23 protein-coding genes and 1 pseudogene are annotated in these 25121 nt (G+C 60.5%); 17 read left to right on the top strand and 7 right to left on the bottom strand.

The features are described from left to right. Nucleotides 1-32 precede the first annotated feature (32 nt). The 4 genes from ruvX to gshB all read right to left on the bottom strand — a co-directional run bounded on the left by ruvX (nucleotide 33) and on the right by gshB (nucleotide 3107). The gene (ruvX, locus tag ACMXYH_RS30480; protein ID WP_415765831.1) at nucleotides 33-470 is read right to left on the bottom strand and encodes a Holliday junction resolvase RuvX; all 438 of its coding nucleotides are present in this window, start codon (nucleotides 468-470) and stop codon (nucleotides 33-35) included. Continuing rightward, nucleotides 470-1042, bottom strand: a complete 573-nt coding sequence (locus ACMXYH_RS30475; protein ID WP_046045231.1) for a YqgE/AlgH family protein — start codon at nucleotides 1040-1042, stop codon at nucleotides 470-472. Before ACMXYH_RS30475 ends, ruvX begins: the two co-directional genes overlap by 1 nt. Before the next feature lie 134 nt (nucleotides 1043-1176). Then, nucleotides 1177-2076 carry a TonB family protein gene (locus ACMXYH_RS30470; RefSeq protein WP_415765830.1) on the bottom strand — a complete coding sequence of 300 codons (900 nt, stop codon included), beginning with the start codon at nucleotides 2074-2076 and terminating at the stop codon, nucleotides 1177-1179. Between the two features lie 77 nt (nucleotides 2077-2153). Further along, entirely contained in the window at nucleotides 2154-3107 is a 954-nt protein-coding gene (gshB, locus tag ACMXYH_RS30465; protein WP_056738965.1) for a glutathione synthase, read from the bottom strand. Between the two features lie 234 nt (nucleotides 3108-3341). Between gshB and pilG the strand changes: the two genes are divergently transcribed. From pilG to ACMXYH_RS30435, 6 genes are all read left to right on the top strand, one after another. Further along, entirely contained in the window at nucleotides 3342-3746 is a 405-nt protein-coding gene (gene pilG, locus ACMXYH_RS30460) for a twitching motility response regulator PilG (RefSeq protein ID WP_008152601.1), read from the top strand. Nucleotides 3747-3803: 57 nt separating this feature from the next. After that, nucleotides 3804-4169, top strand: coding sequence for a twitching motility response regulator PilH (pilH, locus tag ACMXYH_RS30455; protein ID WP_008068134.1), 366 nt, complete (start codon nucleotides 3804-3806; stop codon nucleotides 4167-4169). Between the two features lie 10 nt (nucleotides 4170-4179). Next, nucleotides 4180-4728: a chemotaxis protein CheW gene (locus ACMXYH_RS30450; RefSeq protein WP_129440362.1), complete on the top strand. Its 549-nt coding sequence runs from the start codon at nucleotides 4180-4182 to the stop codon at nucleotides 4726-4728. A 156-nt stretch (nucleotides 4729-4884) separates the two neighbouring features. Then, nucleotides 4885-6942, top strand: a complete 2058-nt coding sequence (locus ACMXYH_RS30445) for a methyl-accepting chemotaxis protein (RefSeq protein ID WP_134420664.1) — start codon at nucleotides 4885-4887, stop codon at nucleotides 6940-6942. A 37-nt stretch (nucleotides 6943-6979) separates the two neighbouring features. Next, nucleotides 6980-12886, top strand: coding sequence for an Hpt domain-containing protein (locus tag ACMXYH_RS30440; protein WP_415767765.1), 5907 nt, complete (start codon nucleotides 6980-6982; stop codon nucleotides 12884-12886). Continuing rightward, nucleotides 12879-13334 (top strand): chemotaxis protein CheW, encoded by a 456-nt coding sequence (locus tag ACMXYH_RS30435; protein ID WP_134420662.1) that lies wholly within the window; start codon nucleotides 12879-12881, stop codon nucleotides 13332-13334. Before ACMXYH_RS30440 ends, ACMXYH_RS30435 begins: the two co-directional genes overlap by 8 nt. 114 nt (nucleotides 13335-13448) lie before the next feature. Here the strand turns inward: ACMXYH_RS30435 and ACMXYH_RS30430 are convergent, their stop codons facing one another. Beyond that, nucleotides 13449-13829 (bottom strand): DUF6124 family protein, encoded by a 381-nt coding sequence (locus ACMXYH_RS30430; protein ID WP_415765828.1) that lies wholly within the window; start codon nucleotides 13827-13829, stop codon nucleotides 13449-13451. Between the two features lie 474 nt (nucleotides 13830-14303). On the opposite strand from ACMXYH_RS30430, the gene ACMXYH_RS30425 reads away from it, so the two are divergent. Beyond that, entirely contained in the window at nucleotides 14304-14930 is a 627-nt protein-coding gene (locus tag ACMXYH_RS30425; RefSeq protein WP_415765827.1) for a nucleotidyltransferase domain-containing protein, read from the top strand. On the opposite strand, the gene ACMXYH_RS30420 is transcribed toward ACMXYH_RS30425, so the two are convergent. Continuing rightward, on the bottom strand, nucleotides 14902-15897 hold the full coding sequence (locus ACMXYH_RS30420; RefSeq protein WP_415765780.1) for an IS110 family transposase: 996 nt from the start codon (nucleotides 15895-15897) through the stop codon (nucleotides 14902-14904). The two genes, ACMXYH_RS30425 and ACMXYH_RS30420, sit on opposite strands and share 29 nt — an antisense overlap. A gap of 337 nt (nucleotides 15898-16234) precedes the next feature. On the opposite strand from ACMXYH_RS30420, the pseudogene ACMXYH_RS30415 reads away from it, so the two are divergent. The 10 genes and pseudogenes from ACMXYH_RS30415 to madM all read left to right on the top strand — a co-directional run. Continuing rightward, a pseudogene (locus ACMXYH_RS30415) lies at nucleotides 16235-16540 on the top strand (hypothetical protein); the annotation flags it as partial. A 236-nt stretch (nucleotides 16541-16776) separates the two neighbouring features. Then, complete coding sequence (mdcA, locus tag ACMXYH_RS30410) at nucleotides 16777-18447, top strand: malonate decarboxylase subunit alpha (RefSeq protein ID WP_008152587.1); 1671 nt, start codon at nucleotides 16777-16779, stop codon at nucleotides 18445-18447. Then, a complete protein-coding gene (locus ACMXYH_RS30405; RefSeq protein ID WP_415765826.1) occupies nucleotides 18447-19322 on the top strand; it encodes a triphosphoribosyl-dephospho-CoA synthase in 876 nt (291 codons plus the stop codon). Before mdcA ends, ACMXYH_RS30405 begins: the two co-directional genes overlap by 1 nt. Further along, nucleotides 19322-19621, top strand: coding sequence for a malonate decarboxylase subunit delta (locus tag ACMXYH_RS30400; RefSeq protein ID WP_134420654.1), 300 nt, complete (start codon nucleotides 19322-19324; stop codon nucleotides 19619-19621). Before ACMXYH_RS30405 ends, ACMXYH_RS30400 begins: the two co-directional genes overlap by 1 nt. Beyond that, nucleotides 19614-20456: a biotin-independent malonate decarboxylase subunit beta gene (locus ACMXYH_RS30395; protein WP_415765825.1), complete on the top strand. Its 843-nt coding sequence runs from the start codon at nucleotides 19614-19616 to the stop codon at nucleotides 20454-20456. The genes ACMXYH_RS30400 and ACMXYH_RS30395 overlap by 8 nt, the downstream gene beginning before the upstream one ends. Continuing rightward, nucleotides 20453-21256 carry a biotin-independent malonate decarboxylase subunit gamma gene (gene mdcE / locus ACMXYH_RS30390; protein WP_415765823.1) on the top strand — a complete coding sequence of 268 codons (804 nt, stop codon included), beginning with the start codon at nucleotides 20453-20455 and terminating at the stop codon, nucleotides 21254-21256. The genes ACMXYH_RS30395 and mdcE overlap by 4 nt, the downstream gene beginning before the upstream one ends. Then, nucleotides 21250-21870, top strand: coding sequence for a malonate decarboxylase holo-ACP synthase (locus ACMXYH_RS30385; protein ID WP_415765822.1), 621 nt, complete (start codon nucleotides 21250-21252; stop codon nucleotides 21868-21870). The genes mdcE and ACMXYH_RS30385 overlap by 7 nt, the downstream gene beginning before the upstream one ends. Continuing rightward, nucleotides 21867-22778 (top strand): malonate decarboxylase subunit epsilon, encoded by a 912-nt coding sequence (gene mdcH, locus ACMXYH_RS30380; protein WP_415765821.1) that lies wholly within the window; start codon nucleotides 21867-21869, stop codon nucleotides 22776-22778. Before ACMXYH_RS30385 ends, mdcH begins: the two co-directional genes overlap by 4 nt. A 64-nt stretch (nucleotides 22779-22842) precedes the next feature. Then, nucleotides 22843-23259, top strand: coding sequence for a malonate transporter subunit MadL (madL, locus tag ACMXYH_RS30375; protein ID WP_415765820.1), 417 nt, complete (start codon nucleotides 22843-22845; stop codon nucleotides 23257-23259). A gap of 1 nt (nucleotide 23260) precedes the next feature. Continuing rightward, complete coding sequence (madM, locus tag ACMXYH_RS30370) at nucleotides 23261-24025, top strand: malonate transporter subunit MadM (RefSeq protein ID WP_415765819.1); 765 nt, start codon at nucleotides 23261-23263, stop codon at nucleotides 24023-24025. A gap of 111 nt (nucleotides 24026-24136) precedes the next feature. Here madM and ACMXYH_RS30365 read toward each other — a convergent pair whose 3' ends face one another. Further along, nucleotides 24137-25051, bottom strand: a complete 915-nt coding sequence (locus ACMXYH_RS30365) for a LysR family transcriptional regulator (RefSeq protein ID WP_008033325.1) — start codon at nucleotides 25049-25051, stop codon at nucleotides 24137-24139. Nucleotides 25052-25121: the final 70 nt, after the last annotated feature.

Raw genomic sequence — 25121 nt, 5'->3', positions numbered from 1 at the left:
TGTAGCTAAGTAGAGACGCTTGTTGCGGCTCTTCAGGATTCGAACAATGCGGTATTTTCGTCGAGCCAGCCTTGTAGCAGCAGGGCGGCGGCGATGGCGTCCACCGGGTTGTCGCGGTAGCTGCCCTTTTGTCCGCCACGATCACGCCGTTCACCCTTGGCTTCGAAGGTGGTCAGGCGTTCATCGTGGGTATAGAAGGGCAGGTTGTAGCGGCCGTTGAGGCGGCGGGCGAATTTTTCGGCGCGCAGGCACATGTCGCTCGGCGTGCCGTCCATGTTCAAGGGCAGGCCAACCACCACGGCATCGGGTTTCCACTCTTTAATCAGGGCTTCGACCTGATTCCAGTCGGGAATACCGTTTTGTGCCTTCAAGGTGCACAGCTCGCGGGCCTGGCCGGTAATCACCTGGCCGACCGCAACGCCGATCTGTTTGGTGCCGTAGTCGAAACCCAAAATCAGGCGCAGGGACATCAGGCGTGTCCCGCCTGGCTGGTCAGCAGGCTGAGATTGACGCCCAGGTGCTTGGCCGCTGCTTCCAGGCGCAGTTCGCTGCTGGTGTTGAACAAAATATCGGCATCGAACGGGCAGGTCAGCCAGGCGTTCTGGGCCAGTTCGGCTTCCAGCTGCCCGGCTTCCCAACCAGCGTATCCGAGGGCGATCAGGCTTTTCGCCGGACCGACGCCGTCGGCGATGGCGAACAGCACGTCCTGGGAGGTCGACAGGGCCAGTTTCTCATCAAGCTCAACGGTGGCCTGATAACTCTGCCCCGAGGGGTGCAGGACAAAACCGCGATCGGTCTGCACCGGGCCGCCGATGAAGATCGGCACATGCTGGCAGAGCACCGGCGGTTCGATGTCGGGGCGCAGTTGCTCGAGGATATCGGCCAGGTTGAGGTCTTGCGGACGATTGACCACCAGCCCCATGGCACCATTGGCCGTGTGCTCGACGATGTAGGTCAAGGTGTGCGCAAAGTTCGGGTCGACCATGTGAGGCATGGCGATCAGGAATTGATGCTTGAGGTAGCTGGGGCTGACGTTCTTCATGAGCGCTAGTGTGGCGTTGGAGGGGCGAACTGACAAGCTGAAGCAAGTCAAAAGATCGCAGCCTTCGGCAGCTCCTACAGGTGCCACATTCCAAGGTAGGAGCTGCCGAAGGCTGCGATCTTTTGATTCTCCGGCTAATTACTGGACAACCGGTTGCCGCGGGCAAACTTCCAGGTCCGGATGATTTCCAGACGATCGATATCCGACAAATCCCCGGTAAACGGTGAAAACGGCGCCGCCAGTCGCACGATGCGCTGCGCCGCCTGATCCAGCAGCGGTTGTCCGGATGACTCCAGCACCAGCACTTCAAAGAGCGAGCCGTCACGGTTGATCGAAACCATCAGGCGCAAATTGCCGTAGATCTGCTTGCGTCGCGCTTCGTCGGGGTAATTCAGGTTGCCGATGCGCTCGACCTTCTTGCGCCACTCGTCCTTATACCAGGCGCCCTTGTCGCGCATGGTCGACGCGGCGCTCAGGCGATGGATACGCGGGCGCTTGGCATACAACTGTTGTTCGTTGGCCAGTTCCGCTTCCAGGCTGGCAATGTCGGTGGACAGCTGTTCACTGTCGAACGTCGGCGCGGCGACTGCGGGTTTGGTGACGGGCTTGGGTTCTTCGGTTTTGGTGGCGGCCTTTTTCGGCTTGGGCGCGACGGTCGTCACGGCTGCCTTCGGTGCGGCTTCCCGCACTTCAGGCTTGGCCGCCGGCGGTGGCGTGACTTTCTGCACCTTGTTGTCCTGGAAAGGCGCGACCTCGGTGGTCTTGGGAATTGCCTTTTTATCCAGGGTGCCGCTGCCTTGCTGATTCTCTTGAGCGAGGAAATCGGCTTTCTCAGGCTTCTTTTCGCTTTTGAAGGTGGCGAGGGTGATTTCCAGGGTTTTGCTGATTTGCTTGGGTTCGACCATCGTAAAGCCGACGCCCAACAGCAAGGCCAAGTGAATCAGCGCCGCGAGAAACAGGGTAAAACCGAGGCGATCAGCCGGGCGCACGCCACGATGGGCGAGTTCAGCGGGCAGATCGGACGGGAGCGTCATGACAAAAAAACCAACATCGCGTTTTTCACAGGCCGCGGATGATAACGCAATGTTGGTCGTTTCTTGGCTGTTCTATATCAACGGGCCTTGAGCTTCTGATCGATGGCATCCATCAGAAGGCCGCCGATGTCGGTGCCAAACGCGTTATCAATCTCGCGAATGCAGGTCGGGCTGGTGACGTTGATTTCCGTCAGATGCTCTCCGATCACGTCCAGACCGACGAACAACAGGCCTTTTTCGCGCAGGGTCGGGCCGACTTGTGCGGCGATCCAGCGATCTTTCTCGGTCAGCGGTCGGGCTTCGCCACGGCCACCGGCGGCGAGGTTGCCACGGGTTTCACCGGCTGCCGGAATTCGCGCCAGGCAGTAATCCACCGGTTCGCCGTCGATCATCAGGATGCGCTTGTCGCCATCGATGATCGCCGGCAGGTAACCCTGAATCATGATCTGCTGTTTGCCGTGCAGGGTCAGGGTTTCGAGGATCACCGACAGGTTCGGGTGGCCAGCGGTGTGACGGAAAATCGATGAACCGCCCATGCCGTCCAGCGGCTTGAGGATCACGTCGCCGTGGTGATCGGCGAATTCACGCAGTACGTCCGGGCGACGGCTGACGATGGTCGGCGGCGTGCACTGCGGGAACAGCGTGGCGAACAGTTTCTCGTTGCAGTCACGCAGGCTTTGCGGCTTGTTGACCACCAGCACGCCAGCGCGTTCGGCTTGCTCCAGCAGGTAAGTGGAGTAGACGAATTCCATGTCGAACGGCGGATCCTTGCGCATCAGGATCACGTCCAGATCGCTCAGCAGCGCGTCGGTCTCGGCTTCGAGTTCGAACCATTTTTCCGGGTTGGCGAAGACTTTCAACGGACGCATCCGCGCCCGCGCTTCGCCTTCGGCCTGGTACAGATCGCCCTGTTCCATATAGAACAGTTCCCAGCCGCGCTTCTGTGCGGCCAGCAGCATGGCCAGCGAGCTATCCTTTTTATAGGAGATGCTGGCGATAGGATCCATGACAATCCCGACGCGAACGCTCATGGGTTTTTCCTCGAAATTGGGTGGGTCGCAGTGACCTGCAAAAGTGGCGTCAGAGTGGCGCTCAGTGTGTTCCCGGTCAAGGAAAAACCACCGCGCCGGTCCCCCGATAGATTGCATTTGGAGACTGTGCTAAAAAGGCTGCCATATCGTTCCGGCCCTTAAACATCAAGGGTTTCGAGCCTCCGGTTATCGGAAATGGACAATTTGATTCGCAAAGGCGACGGCAGAGCATTTATGGAACAGCATTCCAGCGCCTTGAAGGTCATGGTAATCGACGATTCGAAAACGATTCGCCGCACCGCCGAAACGCTGTTGAAGAACGTGGGTTGTGAAGTGATCACCGCCATCGATGGTTTCGATGCCCTGGCCAAGATTGCCGACAATCACCCCGGCATCATCTTTGTCGACATCATGATGCCGCGTCTGGATGGTTATCAGACCTGCGCTTTAATCAAGAACAACAGTGCGTTCAAGTCCACGCCAGTGATTATGCTGTCGTCCAAGGACGGGCTGTTCGACAAGGCCAAGGGGCGCATCGTCGGCTCCGACCAGTTTTTGACCAAGCCTTTCAGCAAGGAAGAACTGCTGAACGCGATCCAGGCCCATGTACCGGGCTTCGCCGCTGTTTTGCCGCAGTAGGACACGCACAGTGACGCTCGGCCAGCGGGCCCGGCGTCGACAAAAATGGGGAAGACCATGGCACGTATTCTGATCGTCGATGATTCGCCGACCGAAATGTACAAACTGACCGGCATGCTGGAAAAGCACGGTCATGAAGTGTTGAAAGCCGAAAACGGCGCCGACGGCGTGGCCCTGGCCCGTCAGGAAAAACCCGACGCCGTGCTGATGGACATCGTCATGCCTGGCCTCAATGGTTTCCAGGCAACCCGTCAGCTGACCAAAGACCCGGAAACCGGGCACATCCCGGTGATCATCATCACCACCAAGGATCAGGAAACCGACAAGGTCTGGGGCACGCGCCAGGGCGCCAAGGACTACCTGACCAAACCGGTCGACGAAGAGACGCTGATCAAGACCCTGAACAACGTGCTGGCCGGTTGATCGTCCGGCCATGACCGAGTCGCTGACGGCTTTCGAACTGCTGCTGCAGATCGACCAGCGTTGTCGCCTGCTGGCGGCGGACTTGCCGTCCCAGCCGACCCGACAAGACAGTTGGAGCGGCATCGGCTTCCGTCTGGGCGAGCACTGGTACGTCGCGCCGATGGGCGAAGTCAGCGAAGTGTTGCACGAGCCGCGGTTCACCCAGCTGCCGGGGGTCAGACCTTGGGTCAAGGGCGTGGCCAACCTGCGCGGGCGTCTGTTGCCGATCATCGACTTGTGCGGCTTCTTTTCTGGTAATGAGCCTGGGCATGAGCTGTCAGCCGTGCGCAAGCAGCGCCGGGTCTTGGTGGTCGAGCATAACGAGGTGTTTACCGGGTTGATGGTCGATGAGGTTTTCGGCTTGCAGCACTTTGCCCAGGACAGTCTGGAGCCGGTAGATAGCTTGAGCGGCGCGATTGCACCCTTCATCCAAGGCCAGTTTCAGCGCGAGCAGAACTGGCAGGTGTTCAGCCCGTTTGCGTTGGTGCAGTCCCAAAGCTTTATGCACGTCGCGGTTTAATTGGCGCAACGCCGATCCAATGTGGGAGCGGGCTTGCTCGCGAAGGCGGTGGGTCAGTCAGAATCAATGTTGAATGAATGACCGCATTCGCGAGCAAGCCCGCTCCCACAGGGGATCTATGGTGGGTTCTAAAGGTGCGTTAACAGGCGAGGACCGATGATAAAAGCAAAAACAGGCAAGCCAGAAGGGTCGCGCAGCCGGTCACAGATCATCGCGCTGTTCATTGCGCTGATCGTCTTCATCATGCTGCTGTTCGCCAACTTCGCGTACCTCAACACCCAGGCCACGTACGACAAACAGTACATCGGCCACGCCGGTGAGCTGCGCGTGTTGTCCCAGCGCATTGCCAAGAACGCCACCGAAGCGGCTGCCGGCAAGGCTGCGGCGTTCAAGCTGCTGAGCGATGCGCGCAATGACTTTGCCCAACGCTGGGGCTATCTGAAGAAAGGCGACCCAGCCACCGGCCTGCCGCCGGCGCCGTCCACCGTGCGCCCGGAAATGCGTGCCGTGCAACTGGACTGGGAACGCTTGCTGAAAAACACCGACGCGATCCTCTCCAGCGAACAGACTGTGCTGTCGCTGCATCAAGTTGCCGCGACCCTGGCTGAAACCGTGCCGCAGTTGCAGGTCGAGTACGAAAAAGTCGTCGAAACGCTCCTCCAGCGCGGTGCCCCGGCCGCGCAAGTGGCCATGGCCCAGCGCCAGTCGCTATTGGCTGAACGGATTCTCGGTGCGGTGAACACCGTGCTGTCCGGTGATGAAAACTCGCAGCAGGCCGCCGACGCCTTCGGTCGCGATGCGGCGCGATTCGGCCAGGTGCTCAACGGCATGCTCCAGGGCAATCCGTCACTGAAAGTCAGCCAGGTTGAAGACCGCGATGCTCGCGCGCGGTTGATCGAGATTTCCGAGCTGTTCGAATTCGTCTCGGGTTCGGTGGATGAAATCCTCGAAACCTCGCCGGAGCTGCTCAAGGTCCGCGAATCGGCGACCAATATTTTTACCCTGTCGCAGACCCTGCTCGAGGAAGCCTCGCACTTGGCCGGCGGTTTCGAAAACCTGGCCGGCGGGCGCAACACCGACGCCATTGGCGGCTACGTGCTGGGCCTGCTGGCACTGATGTCGATCATCCTCATTGGCCTGGTGATGGTTCGCGAAACCAATCGTCAGTTGCGCGAAACCGCCGAGAAAAATGAACGCAACCAGAACGCAATCATGCGCCTGCTCGACGAGATCGAAGACCTGGCGGACGGCGACCTGACCGTGACCGCCTCGGTGACCGAAGACTTCACCGGGACCATCGCCGACTCGATCAACTATTCCGTGGACCAATTGCGCGATCTGGTGGCGACCATCAACCTCACCGCTGGCCAGGTCGCTGCCGCCGTGCAGGAAACCCAGGCCACCGCCATGCACCTGGCGCAGGCTTCCGAGCATCAGGCGCAGCAGATTGCCGAAGCCTCCACCGCGATCAACGACATGGCCCAGTCCATCGATCAGGTCTCGGCCAACGCCGCCGAATCCTCAGCGGTGGCCGAACGCTCGGTGGAAATCGCCAACAAGGGCAACGAGGTGGTGCACAACACCATTCACGGCATGGACAATATTCGCGAGCAGATTCAGGACACCGCCAAACGCATCAAGCGCCTCGGCGAGTCCTCTCAGGAAATCGGCGACATTGTCAGCCTGATCGATGACATTGCCGACCAGACCAACATCCTTGCACTCAACGCGGCGATCCAGGCTTCCATGGCCGGTGATGCCGGGCGCGGTTTTGCGGTGGTCGCCGATGAAGTCCAGCGGCTGGCCGAGCGCTCGTCCGCCGCCACCCGGCAGATCGAAACCCTGGTGCGGGCGATTCAGACCGACACCAACGAAGCGGTGATTTCCATGGAGCAGACCACCACCGAAGTGGTGCGCGGCGCTCGTCTGGCGCAGGATGCCGGAGTGGCCCTGGAAGAAATCGAAGGCGTATCGAAGACCCTCGCCGCGTTGATCCAGAGTATTTCCAACGCGGCGCAGCAACAGACGTCTTCGGCCGGTCAGATTTCCCTGACGATGAACGTGATCCAGCAGATCACCACGCAGACCTCGTCCGGCTCCACCGCCACCGCCGAGAGCATTGGCAACCTGGCGAAAATGGCCAGCCAGCTGCGGCGTTCGGTGTCCGGTTTCACCTTGCCGGCCGCCAAGGCGCAGGCTGCGGATAAAGTGTGATGCGCCTTGAGGCGCGCGAATTATGAGTGGAGTGGTTATGGGTGATCGGCACGACTATGTGGCCCTCGAGTGGGTCAAAGGCGAGATTGCCGAAACGCTGAAAGTGGCTCACCAGGCGATTGAAATGTTGCTTGATGACCCGCAGGCGACGCACGCCCTCAGTGAATGCCTGGCGTGCATCCATCAGGTTCACGGCAGTTTGCAGATGGTCGAGTTCTACGGCGCAGCGCTGCTCGCCGAAGAGATGGAACATCTGACCACGGCTTTGCAACAGAACCGCGTCAGTCATCGCGATGAGACGCTCCACCTGTTGCTGCAAGCCCTTGGGCAGCTGCCGATTTACCTCGACCGGGTGCAAGGTGCGCGCCGCGACCTGCCGCTGGTGGTGCTGCCGCTGATCAACGATCTGCGCAGCGCCCGTGGCGAAAGCCTGTTGTCGGAAACCAGCTTGTTCAGCCCGCAATTGCCGGACCTGCCGCCCCTGGACGAAGAGTCGCTGGCGCTGCTGGAGCCGGCAGATTTACCGAATGTGCTGCGCAAGTTGCGGCAGATGTTGCAGATGGCCCTGGTCGGATTGCTGCGAGAGCAGGATGGCGAAACCAACCTCGATTATCTGACCAGAGTTTTTACGCGTCTCGAAGGCCTGTGCGGCAATGCGCCCCTGTGCCCGTTGTGGCAAGTGGCCTCGGCGCTGGTCGAAGGTATACGCAGCGGCTCGATTGCTAACAGTCCGGCGTTGCGCAGTCTGTTCAAGGAGGCCGACAAAGAACTGAAGCGCCTGCTCGAACAGGGCATCTCCGGCATCAATCAGCCGGCGCCGCTAGAGTTGCTCAAGAGTTTGCTGTTCTACATTGCCAAGGCCGAACATCCCACCGGGCAGATGCTGACCATGAAAGATCGCTACGGACTGGACGACGCGCTGCCTGACAGCGCAATGGTCGACGAAGAGCGCGCACGGCTGGCCGGTCCCGACCGCGATGCCATGCGCTCGGTGTTGGCCGCTTTGTGTGAAGAGCTGGTACGGGTCAAGGAACGTCTGGACCTGTTCGTGCGCAGTGACCGTCAACACATCTCTGACCTCGAAAGCCTGCTGGCGCCCCTGCGGCAAATCGCCGACACCCTGGCGGTGCTCGGTTTCGGCCAGCCACGCAAGGTCATCATCGATCAACTGGCGGTGGTGCTGAGCCTGGCCCAGGGCCAGCGTGAGCCCAACGACGCGATCCTGATGGACGTCGCCGGTGCCTTGCTCTACGTCGAAGCGACGCTGGCCGGCATGGTCGGCACCGTCGAGCCGGAAAGCCAGGAAGAAAGCCGCCTGCCGACCACCGACCTGACACAGATCCATCAGATCGTGATCAAGGAAGCGCGCATCTGCCTGCAACAGGCCAAGGACATGATCGTCGACTACATCGACGCCGACTGGGACCGCCAGCACTTGCAGCCATTGCCGGCCTTGCTGACCCAGGTGCGCGGTGCGCTGGCGATGATTCCGTTGAGCCGTGCGGCGAGCCTGATCGAAACGTGCAACCACTTCATCCGCGAGCACCTGCTGCTGGACCCGGATCATCCTGGCTGGCAGGAACTGGACAGCCTGGCCGACGTCATCACCAGCATCGAGTATTACCTGGAACGCCTCAGCGACGACCCCGAAGCGCCGGGCGAAAAGTTGCTCGACGTCGCGGAAAAAAGCCTGGCCGCGCTCGGCTTTTTCCCCAGCGAGCAGCAGGTGCCGGTGCTTGAAGATGTGCTCAGCCCGAGTGAAGCGCAGGTCATGCAGGATCTGCAGGAACTGGACGATCCCGAGACCGTCCAGTCACTGGCCGATGTATTGGCCAGCCCTGTGTCTTCCGTCAACCCGCCTGCTCTGACCATCCCGGGAAGCCTGTTGCCGCCACCTGCCGGTGAAGAGCCGGTGGACGATGAACTGCGGGAAGTGTTCCTCGAAGAAACCGATGAAGTCCTGGAAATCCTCCGGGAGTACCTGCCGCGCTGGTCGGCCAATCCCGACGATAAATCAGCTTTGAGTGAATTGCGTCGGGCCTTTCATACGTTGAAAGGCAGTGGCCGGATGGTCCGCGCTTTGGTCCTGGGCGAACTGGCCTGGGCGGTGGAAAACCTGCTCAACCGCGTACTGGAACGCAGCGTTCCGCCGGGGCCGGCGGTGCAGCAACTGCTGGGCGATGCGCTGCATCTGCTGCCGGAACTGGTGGCCGATTTTGCGGCCAATGCCCAGCGCCAGTGCAACGATGTCGACCAATTGGCCGCACGCGCCCACGCCTTGGCCAAGGGCGATGAATCGATACTCGATGAAGACGCACAAGACGTCGCAGCCCTCGATCCGCTGCTACTTGAGATCTTCCGCAACGAGGCCGAAACCCATTTGGGCAGCCTCAACCGTTTCCTCGATAAAGCCGCCGAGCACGTGCCATTGCAGGCCAGCGACGAGTTGCAGCGGGCGCTGCACACCCTCAAGGGCAGCGCCTCCATGGCTGGCGTATTGCCGATCGCCGAACTGGCGACGCCGCTGGATCATCTGGCCCGGGAATATAAGGCGCACCTGCTCGCCCTCGACCTGGACGAAGTCGAACTGTTACTCGAAGCCGAAGGACTGTTCCGTCTCGGGTTGCGACAGCTCAAGACTGATCCACTGGCGGAGATTCCCGGCGCCCCCCCATTGATCGAGCGAACCCAAGCGTTGCTGGCCGAGCGTCTGGAAACGCTCCTGAGTGCACCGAATACCGGGTTGCGCATCAAGCGTGATCCGCAACTGATCAACAACTTCCTCGCGCAAGGCATGGACATCCTGCTGGACGCCGAAAGCCTGTTGCAACGCTGGCAGCAACATCCCGGCGAGCGTCAGGAACTCAGTGCATTGCTGGATGAATTGACCACCCTCGGCGAAGGCGCGCACCTGGCTGATTTGCATCCGGTGGATGAACTCTGCGAAGCCCTGCTTGACCTCTACGGTGCGGTGGAAGAAAGCAGCCTGGCGGTCAGCGAGGCGTTTTTCCATGAGGCGCAAAGTGCCCATGAAGCGCTGATCAACATGCTCGACGAACTGGCGGCCGGCCAGGAAGTCAGCCCGCAACCGGAACGCATTCGGGCCTTGCGCGGCTTGCTCGATGAGAGCCTTGATCCCTCGGCCATGGGCCTGATTCGCAGCGACGGTAGCCGCACCCTGAGCATTAGGGAACTGGGCAGTGCCACCGCCGAACTCGAACAGACCGCGACCCAGGTTGAGCTGGACGATGAGATCGTTTCGATCTTCCTTGAAGAGGCGATGGATATCCTCGAAAGCGCCGGCCAGGCCTTGCAGCGCTGGCTGAGCGACCCGGACAACGCTGCGCCGTTGTTGTCGTTGCAGCGAGATTTGCACACCCTCAAGGGTGGTGCGCGGATGGCCGAGGTCGAGCCGGTCGGTGAGCTGGCCCATGAACTGGAAAGCCTTTACGAAGGTCTGGTGGACCGCCGTTACGCCTACAGCGAAGCCTTGGCGCACTTGCTGCAACACAGTCATGACCGGCTCGCGCAGCTGCTTGATCAGTTGCAGAACCAACGGCCATTGGGCGATCCGGATGAGGTGATCGAGGCCATTCGCGAGTTTCGCCAGGGCAACGCCAGCGCTGTTGAAACGGTCGAGCCGGCACGGACCGAGGACTCACCGGGGCATGATCCGGAGCTGCTGGAGATCTTCCTCGAAGAAGGTTTCGACATCATCGAAAACTCCGGCGCGGCGCTGGTGCGCTGGCAGGCCGAGCCGTCGAATCGTCAGGAAGTGGAAACCTTGCTGCGTGACCTGCACACCCTCAAGGGTGGCGCGCGGATGGTGGAAATCGCGCCGATTGGCGACCTCGCCCATGAGCTGGAATTCCTCTACGAAGGTCTGTCCGCTGGCGTGCTGCAACCCACCGCCGCGTTGTTCGGCTTGTTGCAAAGCAGCCACGACCGACTGGCGCAGATGCTCGACGCGACCCGTGCCGGTCAGCCATTGCCGCCCGCCGATCAACTGATCGACGCGATCAAGAATTTCAGTCATCCGGCCGTGCCCGAAACACCGGCACCGGTCGTAGTGTCCGCAACGCCGAAAGTCGAGCTGCCGGCACCGCAACCCGATGCCAGCGCGGACATGGTCAAGGTCTCGGCAGAGTTGCTCGATGATCTGGTCAACCTGGCCGGCGAAACGTCGATCTTCCGTGGCCGGATCGAACAACAGGTCAACGATGCACGCGTGACCCTGAGCGAAATGGAAACCACCATCGAGCGCATGCGCGACCAGTTGCGTCGTCTCGACACGGAAACCCAAGGGCGGATCCTCAGCCGCCAGCAAGTCGAAGCCGAACGCCTGGGCTACGAAGAATTCGATCCGCTCGAAATGGACCGCCACTCGCAGTTGCAGCAACTGTCGCGCGCGCTGTTCGAATCCGCCTCCGACTTGCTCGACCTCAAGGAAACCCTCGACCGACGCAATCAGGACGCGGAAAACCTGCTGCAACAGCAGGGCCGCATCAACACTGAATTGCAGGAAGGCCTGATGCGTACGCGCATGGTGCCGTTCGAGCGGATGCTGCCGCGCTTGAAGCGGATCGTCCGTCAGGTCTCCGGCGAGTTGGGGAAAGATGTGGATTTCATCGTCGGCAATGCCGAAGGCGAGATGGACCGCAATGTCCTCGAACGCATGGCCGCGCCGTTGGAACACATGCTGCGCAACGCCGTGGATCATGGCCTGGAATCGGCCGAGGTGCGTATCGCGGCGGGTAAACCGGCTCAGGGTCGTATCACCCTCGACCTGTCGCGAGAGGGCGGCGACATCATTTTCGACATCCGCGACGACGGTGCCGGCGTGCCGCTGGACGCGGTGCGGCGCAAGGCGATCAAACGCGGGTTGCTGGCCGCGGACAGCGACATCAGCGACCGCGATGTACTGCAATTCATCCTGCAACCGGGATTCTCCACCGCCGAGAAAATCACCCAGATTTCCGGACGCGGCGTCGGCATGGACGTGGTGCATGAAGAGGTCCGGCAGCTCGGCGGCAGCATGAGCATCGACTCTGTGCCGGGGCAGGGCGTGCACTTCCGGATTCGACTGCCGTTTACCGTGTCGGTCAACCGGGCGCTGATGGTGCAGTGCTTTGATGATCAGTACGCGATCCCGCTGAACACCATCGACGGCATCGTTCGCGTGCTGCCCAACGAACTTGAAGGGCATTACCGGCTCGATCCGCCGACCTACAAATACGCCGGGCAACACTATGAACTGTGCTACCTCGGCGAACTGCTGAAAACCAGTCACCGCCCGAAACTGCTGGGCCAGAGCCTGCCGCTGCCGGTGTTGCTGGTGCAGTGCAACGAGCGGCACATCGCGGTGCAAGTCGACTCCATGGCCGGCACTCGCGAGATCGTGGTCAAAAGCCTCGGCCCGCAATTTGCGGCGGTGCAGGGTTTGTCCGGGGCGACGATTCTCGGCGATGGGCGGGTGGTGCTGATTCTCGATTTGCTGGCGCCGATCCGCGCGATGCAGGCGCGTGTGCCGCAGCAGTCAGCGACTCAGGAGGCGGAGGTCGAGCCGCATAAACCGCTGCTGGTGCTGGTGGTCGATGATTCGGTCACCGTGCGCAAGGTCACCAGCCGCCTGCTGGAACGCCACGGCATGAACGTGCTGACCGCCAAGGACGGTGTCGACGCCATGCTGCTGCTTGAAGAACACATGCCTGACCTGATGCTGCTGGACATCGAAATGCCGCGCATGGACGGCTTCGAAGTCGCGACCCAGGTACGCGCCGACGAACGTCTGCAGCACCTGCCGATCATCATGATCACCTCCCGCACCGGGCAGAAACACCGCGACCGCGCCATGGCCATCGGCGTCAACGATTACCTCGGCAAGCCGTACCAGGAATCGGTGCTGCTCGAAAGCATCGCCTTGTGGAGCAAAACCCATGCTTGAGCACCGCACCAGCAACCTCACCGGCCTGCTGCTGCCCTTGGCCGACCGCAACCTGATTTTGCCCAACGTCGCTGTTGCGGAGCTTATTGACTACCAACCCAGCGCCTTCGACCTCGACACGCCGCCGTGGTACCTCGGGCGGGTAACGTGGCGGAACCGGCAGATTCCGTTGCTGAGTTTCGAGTCGGCGTGCGGGCAGAAAATCGTCATCGGTGAGCGGGCGCGGATCGTCATCCTCAATGCGCTCGGTGGGCGGCCCGATTTGAAATTCATCGCCTTGTTGGTGCAGGGGATTCCGCGGTCTTACAAGCTTGATAGTCAGCTGAGTTATGTGGATGTGCCGTTGTGCTCGCTGGAACAGGCGGCGGTGCAAGTGGGGGAGCAAGTGGCCAAGGTGCCTGACTTGCTGGCGTTGGAGGAGTTGCTCGTAAGTGCTGGGTTGATCTGACTGGCCTCTTCGCGAGCAAGCCCGCTCCCACAGGGGATTTGTGTACGACGGAGATCCAATGTGGGAGCGAGCTTGCTCGCGATGGCGGCCGTCAATTCACCTCAAACCTGACGGCTAAACCTTGGCTTGATCCCGCAACTGCATCTGCAACGCCTCATAGTGATCCAGCGCCCGCTCCACCAACAACTGCACCCCATCCGCCATGCGGCTGAGCGCGAAGGCTACAGAGCGGCGTGAGCCTTCCACATCGTCCGCCAGATCGGCCGCAATGGCGCTGATGGACAGCAGGTCTTCGGATGCATTGGCCAGAAGGGCTTCGGTGTCGATATCGGGGGAGACGCTGAAGAGGTGATGTTTGCGGCGCTTGCCCGGTTTTTCGTGGGGTGGGAAGTAGTAGGAAAAGACGCGGTCGGCGGCTTCCTTGAGTTTTTCGGCTTCGAGGGATGCATCGGAACCGGTGTCGGTTTCCGGGGGATTGGGAGTTGGTTTGAACATAGTGAATCTCCGCTTATGGTTTGGAGCTGGCCCTTTCGGTTTCCGAACGAAGGGGTGGCAGCTGTACGCAGGCTGGAAACCCGGGAAACGGCAACCCGGTTGACCCGAAGGTCTCCCGCGCACAGCCGCCATAACGGAGTGCACACTTTAAAGGTGCGCAAGCATACGTCATGAGTGGCGCTTTCACGCCGTTTACTCGTCGGGGTTTCCAATCCCGGTCGCTGAGTTTGCAGCGACCCCCAAACGATAAAGATCAACGCAAAACCGCACCAGTCAGCGGGTTCCGGCATTGCTGTAGGCAGTGACGCCAGACTGCGTAGCCTCTCACCACTCCTGCGGACAAACTTTTAAACACAAAACCCCAGTCTGTCGGACCTTCCGACAAGCCCCCTCGCCACAAAGGTTTCTGCGCCAGGTTGAAGATTCCCAAAAAGGGACCTATCGTTCCTTTTTTGGGACTTATCGGTCGTTGCCGTGAAAAACCTGTCACTGAGCGAAGCCTTGTTCACCACCACCCAGCAAAAAGTGCTGGGCCTGCTGTTTGGTAAACCCGACCGAAGTTTTTACGCCAACGAGATCGACCGCTGGGATCAAGTGGGTAAAGGCAGCCTCATGCGCGAGCTGGATCGGTTGCAGCGGGCAGGCGTGCTGACCATGACCCGTCAGGGCAACCAGACCCACTATCAAGCCAATCCCGACTGCCCGATTTATTCCGAACTGCTGGGCATCGCCCGCAAAACCTTTGGTATTGCCGAGCCTCTGCGTCAGGCGCTCCAACCCTTTGCCGAACAGATCATTTGGGCATTCGTGTACGGCTCTGTCGCCAAGGATCAGGCAAACGCATCCAGTGACATTGACCTCATGCTGATCGGCGAGGGCCTGCACTACAGTGAAGTGATGGAGCGGCTTATACCGATGGAGGAGCAGTTGGGCCGCGTCCTCAACCCGACGCTCTACACCCCCGACGACTGGGCCGCAAAACTGGCGGCTGAAAATAGTTTTGTCGTGCGGGTAGCGCAGCAGGACAAGATCAATCTGATGGGGGGAAACCCTGTAGATACTCTGTTCACGGTCAAGCTTTCGCGAGATGTTTTTCGCTAAAAAGCTTGGCCGTATTAAATTCTTCTCCGGAGCGCATGCATGCCCATAACCCGGTTAGGTATTTGCGCATGACCGCACCGATGGCCTGCATTTTCTTCTTGCCGCGCGCTACCAGAGCCTCGTAGAAGGCCTTCACATTCTCATCACAACGAATTGCCGTCATCGCCGGCATGAACATCGCTGCGCGCAAGTAAGCATTACCGCATTTGGACATTCGCCCTGGTCGGTTCACGCTGGTGCCTGACTGGGTCAACCTGACATCCAGGCCTGCATAGCGGCTTACCTGCGCCGATTTAAGCGTTACCGGAAGGGTCGTCAGCTCAGCCAGTGCGGCGATGGCTGAGGCTTCTCCAACGCCGGGGGCCGCCATCATGCAGCGAAACTGCAAACTCAGATCCGGGCATTTGGCGATGGCATCACGTGCGGCTTTCTTCAAGCGATCAATCCGTGTGTCCAGCCCTGCAATCGCCTCTTTCTCATCCTCGATCAGCAGCTCCACACTCGTTTCTGTCGCTTGTAGCGCGTGTAATTCGTTTTTGGCTCGTGTTCGATGACCAATCAGCCGATTGATATGGCGGCCAATCGCACGCAGCGTCATTTGATCGGCAGTAGGCGCAACCCAAAGCCTGGGAGTCATGCGCTCGCCATATTCAGCCAGCAATTGAGCGTCTATCTGGTCAGTTTTGCTGTTTTGCAGCATCAATTTTGCAAAATTGTGGAAGCTTTTGGGGTTGATCACCGAGACCGGCAGGCCGGCGGCGTGCAACTCCAATGCAAGATCCAGGTAGTAAATGCCGGTGGCCTCCATGACCACGCTCAGCGGTTTGAGACCCAACATTTTTGTCACGGCAGCCTTACGTCCTTTGGGCGTGTGCTGAATATCCCACTGGCCTGATGTTCTACCGCTCTGCCGCCATCCCATGACAGACGTGCGCGCACCAATGTCTATGCCGACATGAGTATTCATGCTTTTCACTTCCCTGACTTTCGGTAAGATTGCTCCTGGTTCCCCCGACCTCGAACTTCATGCCACTGCAACCTTGTAATGCGAAGTCCGACTTGTCGGCTTCTCGATACTCTTCGTGGTGGGCAATGAGGCGGGGGGGCCTCTCTACAGACAAGGTCAGGAGCAAATCCTGCCTTCAGGAGCGATCGGCCTCCCCCAGAAACGCACTTGCTGTTGTATGAATCCTTGAGCGTAACCTCTCTCGTTGGAATCAAGGTCAACATACAAGGAGCTGCCGAAGGCTGCGATCTTTTGACTTTGACTTTGGATTTTAAGATCAAAAGATCGCAGCCTTCGGCAGCTCCTACCACTTTCCTTCGCGAGTCGTTTCGACCTGGCTTACAACGCTGCCCATGCCCTTGCACTGACGGCTCTTCGCTTGTGCGGCTACCGTTCAGACAAGCGATATCTGGTGTTTCAGTGCCTGGTTAATACCGCTGATGTTGGCAAAGTACAGGTTCGGCTATTCGCCCTGTGTCATGAGCGACGAAACCTGGCGGAGTACGAAGGCTATATGGATGAAGATCCGGCGTTGTTGGCGCAGTTGTTGGAAAGTGCTGAACAGCTTCTGATTCGAGTGCAGCAGCAGATGACCGGAATGTAATGTTCCGTCATTGAAAACTGCGGGGATTGTTCTGGCCCCTTCGCGAGCAAGCCCGCTCCCACAAGGGTATGCATTCCAATGTGGGAGCGGGCTTGCTCGCGAAGAGGCCGGCACAGTCACCACACGTCTTCGCCAACCATTACGGTGACCGTAACGATCCGTCTCTCTGCTTGATTGATGCCCCCCACCCAACGCTCCTAAGGTGACTCCCACGACAGCGAACCCGTGGAGTGGTCATGACAACAACAATATCCCCCGACTCGCGATGGACGCGGCGGCGCAGCGAAAAGCAGCGGCGTCTCGAGCTGGTACGGGGTTTAGCCGACGGTGTGGTCCTGCCCACCGACAAAATCGTTGCGGCGCTGGAGGCCTTGATTCTGCCCGGCGACCGTGTGGTGCTGGAGGGCAATAACCAGAAGCAGGCGGATTTCCTGTCCCGCTCCCTGGCCAAGGCTGATCCCGCGAAGCTGCATGACCTGCACATGATCATGCCCAGCGTCGGTCGCTCCGAGCATCTGGACTTGTTTGAACGCGGCATCGCCCGCAAGCTCGACTTCTCTTTCGCCGGCACCCAGAGCCTGCGCATCAGCCAGTTGCTGGAAGATGGCCTGCTGGAAATCGGCGCGATCCATACCTACATCGAGCTCTATGCGCGGCTGGTGGTCGACCTGATTCCCAACGTCGTGCTCTCGGCCGGTTTCATGGCCGACCGCGCCGGTAACATCTACACCGGCCCGAGCACCGAAGACACTCCTGCATTGATCGAACCGGCCGCCTTCAGCGACGGCATCGTCATCGTTCAGGTCAATCAACTGGTGGACGATGTCAGCGACCTGCCTCGCGTTGACATCCCTGCCTCCTGGGTCGACTTCGTGGTGGTGGCCGACAAGCCGTTCTACATCGAACCGCTGTTCACCCGCGACCCGCGGCACATCAAGCCTGTGCACGTGTTGATGGCGATGATGGCGATCCGCGGGATCTACGAGAAACACAACGTCCAGTCCCTGAACCACGGTATCGGTTTCAACACCGCCGCCATCGAATTGATCCTGCCGACCTACGGCGAATCCCTCGGTCTGAAGGGCAAGATCTGCCGCAACTGGACGCTTAATCCGCATCCAACCTTGATCCCGGCCATCGAAAGTGGCTGGGTCGAAAGCGTGCATTGCTTCGGCACCGAATTGGGCATGGAAAACTACATCGCCGCTCGGCCGGACGTGTTCTTCACCGGACGCGACGGCTCTCTGCGCTCCAACCGGATGTTCTGCCAACTGGCCGGGCAATACGCGGTGGACTTGTTCATCGGCGCCACCCTGCAAGTCGACGGCGACGGCCATTCCTCCACCGTGACGCGCGGCCGCCTGGCCGGTTTCGGCGGTGCGCCGAACATGGGCCATGACCCACGCGGTCGCCGTCACGGCACTCCGGCCTGGCTCGACATGCGCCATGACGATGCGCCCGAAGCGCTGCTGGAGCGAGGCAAGAAACTCGTGGTGCAAATGGTCGAGACCTTCCAGGAGGGCGGCAAACCCACCTTCGTCGAAACCCTCGACGCGGTGGAAGTGGCGAGAAAAAGCGGCATGCCGCTGGCGCCGATCATGATCTACGGCGACGACGTCACCCACCTGCTGACCGAAGAAGGCATCGCCTATTTGTACAAGGCGCGTTCGCTGGAAGAGCGCCAGGCGATGATCGCCGCCGTGGCAGGAGTCACCGTGATCGGCTTGCGCCACAACCCGAAAGACACCGCGCGCATGCGCCGCGAAGGCCTGATCGCCTTGCCCGAAGACCTCGGTATCCGCCGCACCGACGCCACCCGCGAACTGCTGGCGGCCAAAAGCGTGGCCGATCTGGTCGAGTGGTCCGGTGGCCTCTACAACCCGCCCGCCAAGTTCAGGAGCTGGTAATGCACGCATTTAACCTGCAACCGAAAACCCTGTCGTTGGCCGAGCGGCTGGCGGATCTGGCTGTGGATGCGCTGATCGACGAAGCGGACCTGTCGCCGAAACCGGCGCTGGTCGACCGTCGTGGCAATGGCGCGCACACCGATTTGCACCTCGGGTTGATGCACGCTTCGGCGCTGTCCCTGTGGCCTGCGTTCAAGGAAATGGCGGAGGCCGCCATCGAGTTCGGCGAAGTCAGTTTGCCGCTGCGCGAAGCCATTGGCCTGATCGGTCGTGAAGGCGAGGAAGTGATGCTCGCCACCACGGGCGGGGTGAACACCCATCGCGGGGCTATCTGGGCCTTGGGTCTGTTGGTCGCGGCGACGGCGCTGGAACCTGAATCCACTGGCGCAGGCGCCATTACCTTGCGCGCCGCACGTCTGGCCTTGCTCGCCGACCGTTACGCGCCGCGTCCTCTGAGCCACGGTGCGCAAGTCGCCCAGCGTTATGGCGCACGCGGTGCCCGTGAAGAAGCTCAGCTCGGTTTTCCGGCGGTGATTCAACGCGCGCTGCCACAACTCAAACGCAGCCGCGCCGCCGGTCATGGCGAGCAGAACGCCCGGCTCGATGCCTTGCTGGCGATCATGACCCAACTGGCCGACACCTGCGTGCTCTACCGCGCAGGCGAACAAGGCCTGCAGACCATGCAACTCGGCGCCCAAGCCGTGCTCGATGCGGGCGGCAGTGCCAGCCTCGCCGGCCGCCGCCGTTTGCATGAGCTGGACCAACAACTTATCGCGTTGAATGCCTCGCCCGGCGGTGCTGCTGACTTACTCGCAGCCTGCCTGTTCATCGACCGCATCGAGTCGGCTGACGGCATCATCCAGGGAGCTTTCTGATGGAAACCTTATCTTTTGAATTCCCCGCCGGGCAGCCGCCACGCGGCCGGACGCTGGTGGGCTGTGTCGGCTCGGGCGATCTGGAAGTGCTGATAGAACCGGGTCAGACCGGCAAGCTCACGATCAAAGTGCAGACCTCGGTCAATGGCAGCGAACAACGCTGGCAGCATCTGTTTGCGCGGATGTTCGACGGTCAGACACCGCCTGCTATGGCCATCGATATCCACGATTTCGGCGCGACGCCTGGCGTGGTGCGCTTGCGTCTGGAACAAGGCTTTGAGGAGATCAGCCATGACTGATCTCCTTCACAAGCATAGCTTCGTCGAACTCGGCGCCCGGCAACGGGCAAAAGCCTTGCTCGACACCGGTACCTTCCGCGAATTACTCGACCCCTTTCAACGTGTCATGTCGCCGTGGCTGTCGCGCCAGGGCGTGGTGCCGCAAGCCGATGACGGCGTGGTGATCGCCAAGGGCAGCATCGGCGGTTTGCCGGTGGTCATCGCCGCGATCGAAGGCGCGTTTCAGGGTGGCAGTCTCGGTGAAGTCGGCGGGGCGAAAATTGCCGGTGCGCTGGAGTTGGCCGCCGAAGACAACCGCAATGGCATTCCCACTCGCGCCGTGTTGCTGCTGGAAACCGGTGGAGTGCGTTTGCAGGAGGCCAACCTCGGGCTGGCGGCGATTGCCGATATTCATGCGGCGATTGTCGATCTGCGCCAATACCAGCCAGTCGTTGGCGTGGTGGCCGGAAGCGTCGGCTGCTTTGGCGGGATGTCGATTGCCGCCGGGTTGTGCAGCTATTTGCTGGTGACTCAGGAAGCGCGGCTTGGCCTCAACGGTCCGCAAGTGATCGAACAGGAAGCCGGGCTTGAGGAATACGACTCCCGTGATCGTCCTTTCATCTGGAGCCTGACCGGTGGCGAGCAACGTTTCGCCAGTGGTCTGGTGGATCGTTTTGTCGCTGACAACGTGGCGCAGGTTCAGCAGCAGGTCAGTGAATTGCTTAAGCAAGGTTTGCCGGAACAGCAACGCAGTCGTCAGGCCGAATGGTTCCTGCAACGGCTGGCCCGTCTGGACGCCGAGCCGCAAATCGAGCCGTCGACGGTTCGCGATCTGTATCAAGGAGAGCGCTCATGAGTTCGTATTCCCTGAGAGGCTTGAACTGGTTCAACGCCTTGAGTTCGGGCGCCAAACCGGTCGAAGGTTTGCCGGCTTCGTTGAAAGTCGCGGATGGTGTGTTGGGCGACCAACCTGTTCGGTTTATCGCGGTGGCGGCGGATCCCGACAACCGTTTCGTCCGCGCCCGCAATGGCGAGGTCGGTTTGCTGGAAGGTTGGGGGTTGGCCAAAGCCGTGAATGAAGTCATTGCGGCGGATCTGGATAAACCGCAGAAACGCGCCTTGATCGCCATCGTCGATGTTCCGAGTCAGGCCTACGGTCGGCGCGAAGAAGCGCTCGGCATTCATCAGGCACTGGCCGGTGCCGCGGACAGCTATGCCCGCGCCCGACTGGCCGGCCATGCCGTGATCGGTTTGCTGGTGGGCAAGGCGATGTCCGGGGCGTTTCTGGCTCATGGGTATCAGGCCAATCGGCTGATTGCGCTGCGCGATCCGGGGGTGATGGTTCACGCGATGGGCAAGGCTTCGGCCGCGCGGGTGACCTTGCGCAGTGTTGAAGAACTCGAAGTCTTGGCTGCCAGCGTGCCGCCGATGGCGTATGACATCGACAGCTACGCGAGCCTTGGTTTGCTTTGGGAAACCTTGTCGGTGGAACAGATCGAGCAGCCGACGGCGGCGGATCTGACGCGGGTGACTGAATGCCTGACCCAGGCGATTGGTGATGTCGCCGCGAAAGGGCGCGACCTGAGTAGCCGCTTGGGCGCGAGCAACCGTGCGGCGTCGAGTCAGGTTCGCCAATTGCTGAGAGAGCAGTGGTGAACACGCTTCTGGCCCACGACCTGCTCTGGGGGATGACCCCGGAGCAGTTGCCTGCGGATGCACCGTCGTGGGTGATCGAGTCGATCAGTGCGGGTCAACCGGTGGTGGTTCGGCGTGCGTTGAGCGCGCCGGATCACATCGCGGTCGGGGTGCGTGGGAGTTTGCGTGAACAGCGGTATGCAACGGTGATGTCGGTCGATGCAATCCAGCGTCAAGTTCGGCCGGAAGCGCTTTGCCATGTCTCGATTGATCGGGATTTACCGGCAGTGCGCGCCCTCAATCAACTGCGGCCGATGCTCGATTCCTGTGAGTGGGTTTGGGGTGTCAGCGGCAGTGCCGGGTTTGAATTGGCCAGCGGTTTTCAGGCATTGCATGAGGGCAGCGATCTCGACTTGATCCTGCGTACACCGCAACCGTTGGAGCGCACTCAGGCGCAGGAACTGGTGAAACTTCTTGATGCCTCGGTGTGCTTGGTGGACATGCAACTGCAAACGCCAAACGGCGCTGTCGCCTTGCGCGAATGGGCCGGTCCCTCGCAACGGGTCCTGCTAAAAAACGCCAGTGAAGCCTGTCTGGTAACCAATCCCTGGAACCCGCAGGAGCAAGCAGCGTGAGCAGCCTGCTGGTGTTCCCCGGCCAGGGCGCGCAGCAACCGGGCATGCTCCATCGTTTGCCTCGCGAGACAGTGATCGAGGCGAGTGAAGTGCTTGGCGAAGATACATTGCTGCTGGATTCTGCCGAGTCGTTGAAGTCGACAAGGGCGGTTCAGCTCTGCCTGTTGATCGCCGGCGTCGCCGCTTCACGCCAGTTGCGGTTGGCGGCGGATTACGTGGCCGGGCTTTCCATCGGCGCCTACCCGGCAGCGGTGGTCGCCGGCGCGTTGAGCTTCAGCGATGCGTTGCATCTGGTCAGCCTGCGCGGTGAACTGATGCAACAGGCTTATCCACAAGGCTATGGAATGACCGCGATCATCGGTCTGGATCTGGCCACGGTGGAAGGGTTGCTGGCGCAGGTTCACAGCGTCGACACGCCGGTGTACCTAGCGAACATCAACGCCGATAACCAGGTGGTGATTGCCGGCAGCGATGGCGCGATGAACGCGGTCGCCGAGTTGGCGAAAAGTCGTGGTGCAGGTTTGGCCAAACGTCTGGCCGTCAGCGTGCCGTCCCACTGCCCGCTGCTGGACACACCTGCGAAAACCCTGGCCGAAGCCTTCGCCAAGGTGCAGCTGAAAACACCGACGGTGGGCTACCTGAGCGGCAGTCGCGCCCGGCCCATCATCAACACTGACGCCTTGCGCGACGACCTGGCGTTCAACATGTGCCGCATCGTCGATTGGCGCGGCACGGTACAAAGCGCTTACGAGCGCGGCGTACGTCTACAGATCGAACTGCCGCCCGGTGCGGTGCTGACCGGGCTGGCGCGCCGGGTGTTCGAGCAGGGCACCGTGATTGCGTTCGACGGTGCGCGCCTCGATACCTTGCAGGCGCTGCTGCGTGAGGAGGGAAGCCGCCAACTCTAGACCCGGACTCAGGCCTTCGAACAACAAAAACAACATTCGACGATGCACTTTGAGGACTACAACAATGATTATTTACGGTGTGGCGCTGTTGGCGATATGTACGCTGGCAGGGGTGATCATGGGCGATGCGCTTGGCATGTTGCTGGGCGTGAAATCAAACGTCGGCGGCGTCGGGATCGCGATGATCCTGTTGATCTGCGCGCGGTTATGGATGCAAAAACGCAGCGGCATGACCAAGGATTGCGAGATGGGCGTCGGTTTCTGGGGCGCCATGTACATTCCGGTCGTGGTCGCGATGGCCGCGCAACAGAACGTCGTCACCGCCCTGCACGGCGGCCCGGTGGCGGTGCTGGCGGCGATCGGCTCGGTGGTGATATGCGGTTGCACCATTGCCCTGATCAGCCGGACTCACAAAGGCGAACCGTTGCCCGATGAACCGGCGGAAATAACGCCGGTTGGCACTCCAGTAGGAGGTCGCTGATATGTGGGAATTCATTGAGAAGGGGCTGGCCAATAACAGTCTGATTACCGCGTTCGCGTTCGTCGGCGTGATCATGTGGGTGTCGGTGGTGCTGTCCAAGCGCCTGACGTTCGGACGGATTCACGGTTCGGCGATTGCCATCGTCATCGGGCTTGTTCTGGCCTGGGTCGGCGGCACGATGACTGGCGGGCAAAAAGGTTTGGCGGATCTGACGCTGTTTTCCGGCATTGGTCTGATGGGCGGCGCCATGCTGCGGGACTTTGCGATCGTCGCCACGGCATTCGAAGTGCAAGCCACCGAAGCGAAAAAGGCCGGTTTGATCGGTGTGATTGCGCTGCTGTTGGGCACGATCCTGCCATTCATTGTCGGCGCAAGCATGGCCTGGGCGTTCGGTTATCGCGATGCGATCAGCATGACTACCATCGGCGCGGGTGCGGTGACCTACATCGTCGGGCCGGTGACCGGGGCGGCAATTGGTGCGAGTTCGGATGTGGTGGCGTTGTCGATTGCCACCGGGTTGATCAAGGCGATTTTTGTAATGGTCGGCACACCGATGGCGGCGCGCTGGATGGGGTTGGATAACCCGCGCTCGGCGATGGTGTTTGGTGGGTTGGCGGGTACTGTCAGTGGTGTGACGGCCGGGTTGGCGGCGACGGATCGGCGGTTGGTGCCTTATGGCGCGTTGACCGCGACGTTCCACACCGGGCTTGGGTGTCTGCTTGGGCCTTCGTTGTTGTACTTCATTGTTCGCGGGATTGTGGGGTAGGGCTTTGGTTCTTTGTTGAATGTGCTGGCCCCTTCGCGAGCAAGCCCGCTCCCACAGGAGAATGCATTCCAATGTGGGAGCGGGCTTGCTCGCGAAGGGGGCGACGCGGTCTCAAGCCTGGCGATTGGCGTACATCCGACACTCAGCCAGCAACGCCAACAAATTCGGATCCCGCTCCTTGGCCTTCAAGAACACCACCCCAATGTGCTGCTGCAACCGATACTTTTCCTGCAACGGAATCAGCTTCACCCGGTTTTCATACACCGCTGCAATCCGCCCCGGCAGCAACGCATAACCCACGCCCGAGCTGACCATGCTCAGCAGGGTGAAGATGTCGTTGACCTGCATCGCCACCTTCGGTTCGAACCCTGCCTGCTTGAACACCCGATTACCGTCCTGGTGCGTGGCAAAGCCCTGGGTCAGCGTAATGAATGTCTCATCGCGGACTTCGGCAAGGTCGACTTCGGTCCGTTGAGCAAACTTTGAATCCGCCGGTGTGGCGAGAAAAATGTCGTCGGAAAACAGCGGAATTTGCTCGCAGTCAGGGTCGTTGACGCTCTCGTCCAGCGACACCAGGATCGCGTCGACTTCCATGTTCTTGAGCTTGTACAGCAGGTCGAAGTTCGAGCCGAGGATCAGGTCGATGTTGAGTTCGCTGCGGCGGATTTTCAGGCCCATGATCAGCTGCGGCACCGTCTTCACCGTCAGCGAATACAGCGAGCCGAGCTTGAAACGCTCGGCGGAGAACCCGGCGGCTTCGCGGGTCAGGCGCACGGTTTCGACCACGTCCTGAATCAGCTTCTGCGCCCGTTCTTCCAGCACATAAGCGCTTTCCAGCGGCGTGAGATTGCGGCCTTCGTGCTTGAACAGCGGGCAGCGCAGGGCGCTCTCCAGGGAATGGATCGCCCGGTGCACGCTGACGTTGCTGGTCTGCAATTCGGCGGCAGCCCGGGCCAGGTTGCCGGTGCGCATGAAGGCCAGGAACACCTCGAGTTTTTTCAGGGTCAACTCTTCATCGATCAGCATGATGCAGACTCTTATTCGAATGGCTCGATTGTGCACGTATGCGATCTTTTGTAGCAGCTGTCGAGTGAAA

The sequence above is a fragment of the Pseudomonas frigoris genome, from assembly GCF_047758635.1.
In the GTDB taxonomy this organism is placed as follows: Bacteria; Pseudomonadota; Gammaproteobacteria; order Pseudomonadales; family Pseudomonadaceae; genus Aquipseudomonas; species Aquipseudomonas frigoris.
The sequence above is the reverse complement of the archived record's forward strand: the minus strand, read 5'-3'. Positions and strand labels throughout refer to the sequence as shown.

Excerpts from the sequence above, each read along its gene's own strand:
- ruvX (WP_415765831.1), bottom strand. The coding sequence starts at position 470 with ATGTCCCTGCGCCTGATTTTGGGTTTCGACTACGGCACCAAACAGATC.
- ACMXYH_RS30475 (WP_046045231.1), bottom strand. The coding sequence starts at position 1,042 with ATGAAGAACGTCAGCCCCAGCTACCTCAAGCATCAATTCCTGATCGCC.
- ACMXYH_RS30470 (WP_415765830.1), bottom strand. The coding sequence starts at position 2,076 with ATGACGCTCCCGTCCGATCTGCCCGCTGAACTCGCCCATCGTGGCGTG.
- gshB (WP_056738965.1), bottom strand. The coding sequence starts at position 3,107 with ATGAGCGTTCGCGTCGGGATTGTCATGGATCCTATCGCCAGCATCTCC.
- pilG (WP_008152601.1), top strand. The coding sequence starts at position 3,342 with ATGGAACAGCATTCCAGCGCCTTGAAGGTCATGGTAATCGACGATTCG.
- pilH (WP_008068134.1), top strand. The coding sequence starts at position 3,804 with ATGGCACGTATTCTGATCGTCGATGATTCGCCGACCGAAATGTACAAA.
- ACMXYH_RS30450 (WP_129440362.1), top strand. The coding sequence starts at position 4,180 with ATGACCGAGTCGCTGACGGCTTTCGAACTGCTGCTGCAGATCGACCAG.
- ACMXYH_RS30445 (WP_134420664.1), top strand. The coding sequence starts at position 4,885 with ATGATAAAAGCAAAAACAGGCAAGCCAGAAGGGTCGCGCAGCCGGTCA.
- ACMXYH_RS30440 (WP_415767765.1), top strand. The coding sequence starts at position 6,980 with ATGGGTGATCGGCACGACTATGTGGCCCTCGAGTGGGTCAAAGGCGAG.
- ACMXYH_RS30435 (WP_134420662.1), top strand. The coding sequence starts at position 12,879 with ATGCTTGAGCACCGCACCAGCAACCTCACCGGCCTGCTGCTGCCCTTG.
- ACMXYH_RS30430 (WP_415765828.1), bottom strand. The coding sequence starts at position 13,829 with ATGTTCAAACCAACTCCCAATCCCCCGGAAACCGACACCGGTTCCGAT.
- ACMXYH_RS30420 (WP_415765780.1), bottom strand. The coding sequence starts at position 15,897 with ATGAATACTCATGTCGGCATAGACATTGGTGCGCGCACGTCTGTCATG.
- mdcA (WP_008152587.1), top strand. The coding sequence starts at position 16,777 with ATGACAACAACAATATCCCCCGACTCGCGATGGACGCGGCGGCGCAGC.
- ACMXYH_RS30405 (WP_415765826.1), top strand. The coding sequence starts at position 18,447 with ATGCACGCATTTAACCTGCAACCGAAAACCCTGTCGTTGGCCGAGCGG.
- ACMXYH_RS30400 (WP_134420654.1), top strand. The coding sequence starts at position 19,322 with ATGGAAACCTTATCTTTTGAATTCCCCGCCGGGCAGCCGCCACGCGGC.
- ACMXYH_RS30395 (WP_415765825.1), top strand. The coding sequence starts at position 19,614 with ATGACTGATCTCCTTCACAAGCATAGCTTCGTCGAACTCGGCGCCCGG.
- mdcE (WP_415765823.1), top strand. The coding sequence starts at position 20,453 with ATGAGTTCGTATTCCCTGAGAGGCTTGAACTGGTTCAACGCCTTGAGT.
- madL (WP_415765820.1), top strand. The coding sequence starts at position 22,843 with ATGATTATTTACGGTGTGGCGCTGTTGGCGATATGTACGCTGGCAGGG.
- madM (WP_415765819.1), top strand. The coding sequence starts at position 23,261 with ATGTGGGAATTCATTGAGAAGGGGCTGGCCAATAACAGTCTGATTACC.
- ACMXYH_RS30365 (WP_008033325.1), bottom strand. The coding sequence starts at position 25,051 with ATGCTGATCGATGAAGAGTTGACCCTGAAAAAACTCGAGGTGTTCCTG.